Genomic DNA, 1,043 nt, shown 5'->3' with positions numbered 1-1,043 from the left:
CGGCATCCCTTCTCGGAACGCCCAGCGCCGAATGACACTCAATAACGCCATGTCGATCACTCCATGACCCCCCGACCAAAAAGCCAGGGGTGGGTTCAGACACGGGTCACTTCTCGATGGAAACTTCCGGCTCCGCCGGGTCAACTCTCAGCGGAAATCAACAGCGTTCGTAACGCTTCGCTAACCAAGTCGATACGTCGAACGAGCGCACGCTTTACATAGAACAAAACAGGAACAAAATACGGTCATCGAAACGGAGTGACCGACATGCTCAAGCGGATGGTTCTGGTCGGCGTCGCGGAGTTCATGGCCTTCGGGCTGCTCGCGGTCGCGGTGGCGGGGTGGGCGGTAGCCTTGGCGCCGATCCGTTGACGGCGGCTCGCCGGCACAGGTTGCCGGCGCGCCCGTGCACAGGAGAATCGGTCGCAGACCCAGCGTCCCAAACGCCACATCGGCGGTGGATATCGGAGATCGCAGCGCGCCAGCCATCGACTCCTGCGGCCGAAGGACGGATTCCTGGGGCACCCGCACAAGGACCGTCATGGCGCGCCAGCTCAAGGAGGTCGGATTCGTCCACCTCCACGTCCACTCGTCCTATTCCCTGCTCGAAGGCGCCCTCAAGGTCGGCGACATCGTGAAGTCGGCGCTGGCCGACCATCAGCCGGCGCTCGCGCTCACCGACACCAACAACCTGTTCGGCGCGCTGGAGTTTTCCGAGAAGGCCGCCGGCGCCGGCATCCAGCCGATCGCCGGGATGCAGCTCTCGGTGGCGTTCGAGGCGATCGACCCGATGGCACGCGCCGCCAAGCCTCCCGGCAGCATCGTGGTGCTGGCCCAGGACGAGGTCGGCTACGGCAACCTGCTGCGGCTGGCGAGCCGCGCCTACTTCGACACCAACCTCGGCGACGCGCCCTGCGTGACCGCCGCCGCTCTCGCTGAAGCGTCGGACGGGCTGATCGCGCTCACCGGAGGCTTCACCGGGCCGGTCGACGCGGCCTTGCGCGCCAACCGCCCCGACCTCGCCGAGTCGCGCCTCGCGGCGC

Annotated in this window: 1 protein-coding gene; it reads left to right on the top strand. The window is 66.4% G+C overall.

Annotated features, from left to right (window positions below; all coding sequences use genetic code 11):
• Nucleotides 1-541: 541 nt before the first annotated feature.
• The coding region (locus FV222_RS27155) for a PHP domain-containing protein (protein ID WP_147816234.1) at nt 542-1,043 on the top strand (502 nt) is incomplete at its 3' end.

Source organism: Methylobacterium sp. WL103 (genome assembly GCF_008039885.1).
Classification (GTDB): domain Bacteria; phylum Pseudomonadota; class Alphaproteobacteria; order Rhizobiales; family Beijerinckiaceae; genus Methylobacterium; species Methylobacterium cerastii.
The sequence above is the reverse complement of the archived record's forward strand: the minus strand, read 5'-3'. Positions and strand labels throughout refer to the sequence as shown.